Source organism: Rhodopirellula sp. JB055 (assembly GCF_043100905.1).
In the GTDB taxonomy this organism is placed as follows: domain Bacteria; phylum Planctomycetota; class Planctomycetia; order Pirellulales; family Pirellulaceae; genus Rhodopirellula.
In genome coordinates, this window is the sequence record NZ_JBICHO010000372.1 from 1 (window position 1) to 8,720 (window position 8,720).

The window sequence follows — 8,720 nt, forward strand, 5'->3', positions numbered from 1 at the left end:
CGACGACCGCTGGCGAAGCCATGATCTGGCCGTCGACTTGATTGGTCACTTCGATGTCACACTCTGTGCCTGGTTTGATGACGAAAACCTCGCCGCTGTGATTGCAGAAGTAAATTCGGCCAGTCGCCAAAATTGGCGAGGCTGAAAATTTTCCGCCCAGGCGTTTCGACCAGACGTTCGATCCGTCCTCGCTGTCCAGGCAAGAGGCGACTCCGTTGTCATCGACCAAGTAGATTCGACCATCGACCAGCACGGGCGACGGTTTGGCCGGGATGCTTTTCTTGACCGTCCACAACACGTGAGAGTCCGTGACATCTCCCGAGCCATCGACCTTGGCCGCCCACAGTTGTGGTTTGCCAAATCCGGTGGCGAAGTAAACCGCTTCACCGTCAAAAATCGGGCGTGGGACGACCGAAAAACCCTTGCCGTGGTAAAGCCGCCAGAATTCATCGCCGCTTTCCGGGTCGTAGGAAACCATCCACTGCGAACCCATGCACAGCACCTGCTCGCGACCGTTCGAGTCCGTCACCACGATCGGCGTGCAATAGGCCTTTTTCTGATCGCCTGTCGGGGCGTCCATCGGAGGCCGATTGGTTTCCCATTCGGTGGAACCGGTTTTTGAGTTGAGCGCGATCACATATTGGCGTTCCATTCCATCTTGGATCAGGATGACTTTTCCATCGTGAACAATGGGCGAGCTGCCAGGGCCGACGGCGTGTTTGAGCGGCAGTGTCCGTTGCCAGATCCGTTCACCGCTGGCGCGATTCAGGCAAAATGTGCCGAATGTTCCGAAATGGCAGACCAGACGTTCGCCATCGATCACCGGGGTTGGGGAGGCGTAGCTGTTCAGCGAATGAATCGCGTCGGGTTGTTCGATCGTGGCCAACTCGACCGTTCGTTTCCGTTCGCCGGTTTCGAGATCGACGGCGAAGGCTTTCAGTTCAATGGACTTGGCGATTGCAAGCTGCTTGAACTGGCGTTCGGTGTTCTCGGTTTGCTTCAGCAGTTCGAGACGCTCCTCTTCCGACGGAACGATCTCCACCGCGGAAGTCATCCAAATCGTTCCGTCCGCGATCACGGGAGACGACCAGGCTTTGCCTGGAAGTTCGGTTTTCCACGTCAGGTTCTTCTCTTCACCGAATTCCACCGGCGGATTGCCTTCGGTGACGATCCCGTCCCCACGCGGGCCGCGAAATTGTGGCCAGCGGTCTGCTGCGGATGCGGAGGAAATCGCTGCTGACGAAACCGCAATGGCGACAGCCCAGAGCACGAACCGCTGACCAACCGTGGGCACGGACTCGAACGATGAATCCGACGGGCGAAAGAAACCGGCGGGGCGGGCAAGGCGGACCATGGATTGACTCAAGCGGGGGAGTAGGCGGGACGCCCGCATTTTAGCAGCAGCGTTGGGTGAGGTGCCGCAAAGTTTCCTTGAGCGGAGTAAACCGGACCGAAAATCGCTCTGTCTGCCTCTGAAACGGTGAATTATCGGCCTTTTGACCAAACGTGTCCGGCCTCTCGCGAACAATGCATTGCAAGGCGCACTGAGAGGCCAATGTTCCTGAGCCAACGCTTCCTCGGTCCCGAAGGAGACAAACGATGTTCGAACCCAATGACGAAGTCGAGCTGACCTACCCCGAATCGACCTTGGTCGAAGCCAACACGACGTTCCGGCGTCGGCGTTTGCAAATCCGTGAAATTCGCGATCTGATCGCGGAACCGATCACGCCCGAAGAATACTTGCGACGTCCGCTGACCCAGCGTTCTCGTTACCTGTTGACCGCGTACGACAAAGACTCGAAATCTTGGCGGCAGTTTTATGTCGGGTCCAGCAAGGAGTTCCTGACCGACGGACGACTCCGAATCGCTCTTTATGAAAAAGGTGGCACGTCGCCCAAGAAGATTGTTTCGCGATCATTCGAAGCCACTCGGCGAGATCGAATCGCTCTCGCTCGAGCGGTGAAGGAAATGCAGGAAAAGGACTTGGCCGGATTGGAGCTGCGGATCATCCCCGATGAGAGTCGCGTGCTGATGCAGCACCCCGACAAGCCAAAATCAGCCCGACCGAAGAAGTCGAAACGCTCCCTGGCGGCCGAGACCTTCCCTCGGAAGGAACCGGCAGCACATGCCGTCAAAGCCCCAGCGATGTCGCGAAGAATGACAGCTTCATCGCCGTTGGTCGCCCCGCCGTTTTGAAAAGCAAAGGACGACTTTTGCGTGTCAGTGAATCAACGTCCTTCTGGTGGACTGCGAAATCTTTGGTGATGACGTTCCGATAACGGATTCAACTTTCTCTTCCCGGAGAGCACAGGCAAGACAACCTGTCTCCCCTCTTCCCGAAGGACGTCGTGCAGTTGATCGAGGCCGCGTTTGAGCGGTTTTCAGCATTTGAGAACCTCTCCCGAAACGAAGTTTGGGGGGAGGTCGAGCGACGCCGTTCAGGCGTACGTCAGGGAGGGGGCCGAGCATGGAAAACGGCGCGGATTGCCCTCCCCCAGAAATCTCGCTGAACGCGTGCTTTCCGCCCCCTCCCGCTGCACAGGTCGTGCAGTTTTTAAGTGCTGTGTTGCCAAACGTTTCTCATCACCCTCCCCCTGGGAGGGTCGAGCATCGGAGCCAGCGCGTAGCCCTCCCCGGCCCGAAACGGGCCGACCCTCGCAAAGGGAGGGTGAAATAAAACTGCACGACCTCTGCGTTCAGGAGGGTGCATCAATCTTGCGAGCTCTGCGATTGTAAAACGGCACGACGGTCCGGTATTCGCAGCACGCTCGCGAAAGACAAGTCGCTTGGCGGTGGCTTGCCGGCGTGCTTAGTCGTTCATCGACCGCCTTGATCGATCCGAAACCGGGGGGATTTGGGCTCACTCGAGCCGGCCATTTTCCCGCCGTGGTCAAGCTCTCTTCGCAGCCTGTTTTCGAGCTTGACACTTGCGCAAAAAAACGGGGAGTTCAGCGCACCAAAGTTCTTTCCTGATTCTTTTCCGTGGGCCTCGCTGCTCATTTAGCAGCCATCTTTCGGCGTCTAAGAAACCATTCGAGGATTCAACAAGAATTTCATCGGAATGCTCTTTACTCGGGCAGTCGCAAAACAATAATTCTCGCGATATCCAAGAACCGAACGGAGATCGCTGACTCCGGTTCTTGGCCTTTTCATCAGCATCGGATGTTACACCCCCATCTGTAGGGATCCCCAGCAGGCATTCCAAGCCTTGCCAGTTTTGACGTTAACGCCCTGACTTTTCTGATGGTCGATTCCGGCCTGAGTTAGTTCGCGTCCATCCCCACCCCCAATCGAAAGATCCGTTCGTGAACGGCACGTTTGCATTGGTGGCATTTGCCGCCTCCGTGTGCGCTACCGCTATGGTCGAAGCGTACTGGTATCGTCGTCAACTTTTCAAAATCCCATTTCGAATTCATGTCAACGGCACGCGAGGCAAGTCTTCGGTGACGCGTTTGATCGCCGCTGGCTTGCGTGCCGGAGGCCTTCGCACGTGTGCCAAGACCACTGGCACATTGGCACGAATGATCCTTCCCGATGGGAAAGAGCTGCCGATCTTTCGACCGGACCGCGCCAACGTCATCGAACAGAAGAGAATTGTTCAAACCGCAGTTGGGCACAATGCTGATGCGCTCGTGATTGAGTGCATGGCTCTGCAACCTTTGTTGCAATCGGTTTGCGAACTCAAGCTGGTTCGCTCAACGCACGGTGTCATCACGAACGCTCGCGCCGACCACTTGGACGTGATGGGACCGACTCGTTTAGACGTGGCCCGTGCTCTCTCCGCGACCACGCCCATTGGCGGCAACATGTTCACAGCGGAAGACCGCGCGGACGGTTTGTCGGTGATGAAAGAAGCCTGCGATGATCGCGGAAGCGAACTGTTGGTGACCACGGCCGACGATGCAGCCGATATCACCCAAGACGAATTGGCCCAGTTCAGCTACCTGGAACACGCCGAGAACGTTGCACTTGCACTGAAGGTTTGTCAGTCGTTGGGAATCGATCGCGGCGTGGCTTTGCAAGGCATGTGGGAAGCTCAACCTGACCCAGGTGCGATGCGTGTGCACGCTCAAACCGTTCGCGGAAATACGTGGCACTTCGTTAACGCGTTCGCTGCCAATGACCCGGAATCGACCACTCGAATCTGGGATGCAGCCTACAACTATTTCCCCGGTGTCACTCAGCGTGTCTTGGTGATGAACTGCCGCGTCGACCGTGCCGACCGATCGACGACCATGGCCGAAGCCGTGGCAGCGTGGGCACCCGCGGATCGCTACGTGATCATCGGATCGGGGACCGACATTTTCCTTCGCCGGTTGCTCAAACACGGCATTCATCCTGACAAAGTCATCTGTCTGGGCAATGCGTCTGGTACGGAACTGGTTGAGTCGGTGTTGGAATCATTCCGCCGCGAACAACGCGTGGCAACCGCCTCACCGTCATCATTCCAAGGTGGCACTGCGGTCGCGAAAACCGCGGAGGAGTTGGAACCGTCGGCCATGATGTTGATGGGCATCGGCAATGTTGCCGGCCCCGGCATGGCGTTGGCCGATCACTTCGGACAGGACCAGGGGTGGGAGCGTTTCCGTACGCCTGCGACCCATCCGGCACGAGTCATGGAGATGGTTTGAGATGGAATGGCTCGCTTTGTCGATCGGCATTGGTCTGATCGTGAGTTTGATTTTTACCGAAGCGTTTGGTCTGAGCGTCGGCGGGATGATTGTCCCGGGTTACTTGGCGTTGGCGTTCGATCAACCGGCAACCATCGTTGCCACGATCGCCGCCGCTTTGGTGACGGCGTGGGTCGTTTACCAGATTGATCGCTGGGCGATCTTGTTCGGTCGCAGGCGAGTGGTTTTGACGATGGTGGTTGGATTCGCAATCGCAGCGGCGTTGCGTTTGGCGGTGGAGTTGGCTTTTCCTGCGATGCCCGTTGGCGTCGCTGTGGATGCGGGCACTTCCACCGCTTCCATGATGATGGCCGGTACCACCGTCATTGGTTTTGTCATTCCGGGGTTGGTCGCTCTCTGGATTGCTCGCAGTGGCGTGGTGCAAACCTTGTCACCGCTGGTGGTAGCGACGTCTTTGGTTTACTTGGTCCTCGTGACCGCAGGTGTTGAAACGCTGGTATGAAAAAACTGTACTACCGCCCTCAAAAAATCTCCTCGGGGTCCCTGTTGTTCCTGGCTGCTCTTTCGGTGGCAACGGTTGCCGTCCTTCGTGCGATGCCTCATCAAATGAGCGGATGGAGCACGATGGTGGCAGGCTTTTACGGCATTCCTGATTTGAAGGATCGCATGCTGGAAGCGTCCGGACGTGCAAACACGGCGTTTGATGCGATCCATACCAAGCGATTGGAACTGGGCCATCCGCTGTTGGATGCCCAGGACCCTGCCGACACCGGCATGGTGGGTCCTTCGATGTCTGTGGTGACAACGCTGCCCGGTCACCTGACGGCAAAACAAACCTCGATCAATCCGAACTTCGCCGCCGTTGCGATGCGGTTGCTGGTCGATGCTGGCGTTCGGCCTGGCGACCGAATTGCCATTGGTTGTACCGGATCGTTTCCGGCGTTGAACATCGCGGTCTATAGTGCAGCCGAATCGCTGGGCGTTCGTCCGACGATCATCAGCAGTGCGGCCTCCAGCCAATTCGGCGCGAACTCACCGGACATGATGTGGCCGGACATGGAAAAGCTCTTGGTTGACGATGGTATTTTGTCCTACCGCAGTTTGGAGATCTCACGAGGCGGGTTCCGTGACCGTGCCGCGGGAATGAGCGATCACACTCGAGCGATCTTGGACGCCGCCATTGAACGAAGCGGCGTTCCGATGATGGACAGCGTGGATGATGCCGACGCGATCGAGCGGCGGATGCTCGCGTATTCCAAAGCGGCAGAAGACGAAACTTACGCCGCGTACATCAACGTTGGTGGAGGCGACGCGTCGGTAGGCGGCACCGAAGGCAACAACAGCATCGGCGAAGGTTTGATCCGGCCAAAACAACTGGCAACGATCCAGAAAAAAGCCAGTTCGCCCGAGGCAGTCGACTGTGTCGCAACGCGGTTCCTGGCGTCAGGTGTGCCGGTGATCAACATGATCAACGTGGTGGCTCTTGCCAACCAGTACGGGTTGCCCATCGCATCGACGACCAAAGTGGAAGTTGGTCATGGGACGGTTTACACCATCATCGATCCACGTCGAGTCTTGGCGTTGATCGGGATTTTCTTCATCACCGCCGCCACCGCGATTGTGGTCAAGCCACCGCATCGGTTGACGAAGTGGTTGCAGAAACGTGGCTGGTTTGGCTAACAGCCCAAAGATCAACCGCAATACATGGTTTGATCTGTTGAGGTGGGATGCGTTTCTACAGCGGGAACGCGTCCTCGTCTTCTTGTTCGGCGTACAAAGGCATGTGCCGGTAATACACTTCCAAGATCATGGTGGCGAAGGAGGTGGCGGCCAATCGTCCGCCTTCCTTTGGGCCAGTGTGATTCCCAGCCTGTGGGAAGTACCAACTGCCTTTGCTGCCACCGGATTGTGATTGCGTTTCCACCAACCAATCCCGCAGCTCGGTGTTGAATTTGTCCCATTCCGGGCCACCGACATGTCGCAACACTTGGGCGGCATAGTAGTCGTAGTAGATGTTGTCTTTGCGAACGCCGATGTCGACCAGCGTTTCCACGCCCTTTTGCAAACCGGGATGGTTTTTGTCCCAGCCCAAGTACATGCGGCACAGCAACCCCGCCGCCGTGCACGCCGGACGGACTCGTGTGGAAGGCGCCTGGTAACCGTACATCGCTCCGCCGTTGGATTGGACTTTGTCCAAGAACAAAGAGGATCCATTGATGGTTTGCGGCGGCACGATCAGGTGCCCCATGTAAGCGCTCTTGAGCGCCATCACTTGCCATCCCACGACCGACGTGTCGCCGCCCGAAGCATCACGAGGACGATAGCGCCACCCGCCGTCGGCGCACTGGGCGGTGACGATGTAATTGATCGCTTGCTGGGTAGGGACTGCGAGAGCGGGGTCCTCGGTCATCGCGTAGGCTTCGCTCAAAACGATCGCGGCCAAGCCGTGCGAGTACATGCCATTGCCAGCCGATTCCGACAAATCCAAGACAGGCAACCCGCGAACTGTGCCTTTCTTTCCATTGGCGATCAAGAACAACAAGCCACCTCGGACGACGTTCTTGAAGTCACCGTCATAGTGTGTTTGTCCGGCACCCAAGAACGGCAACAATGCCATGGCCGTCGCTGCGTTGACCGCACCGGCTCGCTTGGGTTCGCCAGGATCGCCGCACTTGCCGTTGCAGACCAGGTTGTGCTGAAAAGTCCAGCCGCCGTTGGAGGCTTGGTGAAGCGCGAGCCATTTGAGCGCTTCGGTGACCGCGGCTTCACTGGCCGCCGAACCGCCATATTCTCGCAACAGTTTCTTTTTCATGTCCACTGAGCGACTGTCCATGGCAGTCATCGATACCGACGACAGTGTTTGCAATGTCTGAGCGACCGGGGCCATGTCGGACGCTAGGTCTGTCATCTCCATGGGCACCGAGGGCACGTCCATCGCCACATCGACCTGCAAGGTCTCGGTTGTATCGAGTGCCTCGGATAGCTCCACCGGTTCCGTGAACTCTTCCATCTCGACCATGTCACCTGGATCGATCTGTTCGATCTGGAACTCTTCGATCTCAGGGCCTTCTTCGCCGGTCGAGGTTGCCGACAGAACATTCACGATTTTGACGGGATCGGCAAACGTGACCAAACCCAGAATCAAAATCACCCCGATGTGGAACAGCGTGCTGATCAACCATGCCGGAGCCGCTTTTAAAAAGCCCATGCGCCGACGTGGGGCAGTCTCTTCTGCACCTGGAGCTTCATCTGCCAAGGTTGCATCGACGAGGTCGTGATCAGGCAAGGACGTTTCCGAAACGGTGGCCATCAATCATCCCATTGGAAGAGGAGTCGTATCGTTGTCTCGACAAGTGACATGCATCGACGGTTGCCAATGCAAATCAAAACTTGTCGTTCCAGCTCATCGCGACACAACGTCCAGGAACTCGACCAACAACCGATCCAGGACGCGAAAAGATGTCGTTCCGCGCAAGCTTTTATTGTAGCTGAAACCGCAGAAATCGCCGTCGAACAGCCGCTGCGTGAAAATAGAACGCATCAATCCATCGATTGTACCCGTCGCAATCGATGCGATCGGCCCCCCGAGTGGCCAAGGATGTTGAACGCCTGCCCCCTATTGGAGCGATTTGAGTGCCGGAAAGCGATTCGCCAACGGAACCAAACGCTCCTCTCGAATCGCGTCGATGTGAGCTGACCAACTCGCATGAGCGTCGGGAGTTTCGTACCCCAGCCCGCCTGACATCGCGAGATCAATGGTTTCGAGATCGGCAACTTCAGCCGCTTGAATCGCGTGAGCTTCACGCCACATGGCCGCCGCGAATAGGTCCGCTACCAGCGACGCATCACCGCCGATTTCTGCGGCGCCAAAGTCGTCCCGAGAATAGCGGTCCACCAACTCAGACGCCTCGGCAGAAAGCTCATCGCCTAAACGCGTGCCGTCTTCCGAGTAGCCATAAAAACCGTTGCCGCCGGCGACACCGAGCAGGGAACGTTTGACCATCGCAGGCAACAACGGCGACGGATCCATCCGCTGCGGGAACGATTGCCAAACCACTCGCCCGCCATCGAACGCGGTCCTGGGGCCAA

The 8,720-nt window shown here is 57.4% G+C and carries 7 protein-coding genes and 1 pseudogene; 4 read left to right on the plus strand and 4 right to left on the minus strand.

All coding sequences use genetic code 11. From position 1 onward, the window contains the following. Window positions 1–1,354 (minus strand): PQQ-binding-like beta-propeller repeat protein (locus ACF8AM_RS14830; RefSeq protein ID WP_392556382.1); only part of this gene is annotated, 1,354 nt, incomplete at its 3' end. Between the two features lie 245 nt (window positions 1,355–1,599). Between ACF8AM_RS14830 and ACF8AM_RS14835 the strand changes: the two genes are divergently transcribed. From ACF8AM_RS14835 to pgsW, 4 genes are all read left to right on the plus strand, one after another. Beyond that, complete coding sequence (locus ACF8AM_RS14835; protein ID WP_392556383.1) at window positions 1,600–2,196, plus strand: hypothetical protein; 597 nt, start codon at window positions 1,600–1,602, stop codon at window positions 2,194–2,196. Between the two features lie 1,109 nt (window positions 2,197–3,305). Then, the gene (gene pgsB, locus ACF8AM_RS14840; protein WP_392556384.1) at window positions 3,306–4,631 is read left to right on the plus strand and encodes a poly-gamma-glutamate synthase PgsB; all 1,326 of its coding nucleotides are present in this window, start codon (window positions 3,306–3,308) and stop codon (window positions 4,629–4,631) included. A gap of 1 nt (window position 4,632) precedes the next feature. Next, window positions 4,633–5,133 carry a poly-gamma-glutamate biosynthesis protein PgsC gene (gene pgsC / locus ACF8AM_RS14845; protein ID WP_392556385.1) on the plus strand — a complete coding sequence of 167 codons (501 nt, stop codon included), beginning with the start codon at window positions 4,633–4,635 and terminating at the stop codon, window positions 5,131–5,133. After that, window positions 5,130–6,311 (plus strand): poly-gamma-glutamate system protein, encoded by a 1,182-nt coding sequence (pgsW, locus tag ACF8AM_RS14850; protein WP_392556386.1) that lies wholly within the window; start codon window positions 5,130–5,132, stop codon window positions 6,309–6,311. Before pgsC ends, pgsW begins: the two co-directional genes overlap by 4 nt. Window positions 6,312–6,366: 55 nt before the next feature. Here the strand turns inward: pgsW and ACF8AM_RS14855 are convergent, their stop codons facing one another. The 3 genes and pseudogenes from ACF8AM_RS14855 to ACF8AM_RS14865 form a co-directional block, all read right to left on the minus strand. Beyond that, window positions 6,367–7,941, minus strand: a complete 1,575-nt coding sequence (locus ACF8AM_RS14855) for a prenyltransferase/squalene oxidase repeat-containing protein (protein WP_392556387.1) — start codon at window positions 7,939–7,941, stop codon at window positions 6,367–6,369. 93 nt (window positions 7,942–8,034) lie between these two features. After that, complete coding sequence (locus ACF8AM_RS14860) at window positions 8,035–8,172, minus strand: hypothetical protein (RefSeq protein WP_392556388.1); 138 nt, start codon at window positions 8,170–8,172, stop codon at window positions 8,035–8,037. Between the two features lie 75 nt (window positions 8,173–8,247). After that, window positions 8,248–8,720: pseudogene (locus ACF8AM_RS14865) on the minus strand (3-hydroxyacyl-CoA dehydrogenase family protein); the annotation flags it as partial.

What these genes read in the sequence shown, in the direction of transcription:
- ACF8AM_RS14835 (WP_392556383.1), top strand. Translation starts at nt 1,600, where the DNA reads ATGTTCGAACCCAATGACGAAGTCGAGCTGACCTACCCCGAATCGACC.
- pgsC (WP_392556385.1), top strand. Translation starts at nt 4,633, where the DNA reads ATGGAATGGCTCGCTTTGTCGATCGGCATTGGTCTGATCGTGAGTTTG.
- pgsW (WP_392556386.1), top strand. Translation starts at nt 5,130, where the DNA reads ATGAAAAAACTGTACTACCGCCCTCAAAAAATCTCCTCGGGGTCCCTG.
- ACF8AM_RS14855 (WP_392556387.1), bottom strand. Translation starts at nt 7,941, where the DNA reads ATGGCCACCGTTTCGGAAACGTCCTTGCCTGATCACGACCTCGTCGAT.
- ACF8AM_RS14860 (WP_392556388.1), bottom strand. Translation starts at nt 8,172, where the DNA reads ATGCGTTCTATTTTCACGCAGCGGCTGTTCGACGGCGATTTCTGCGGT.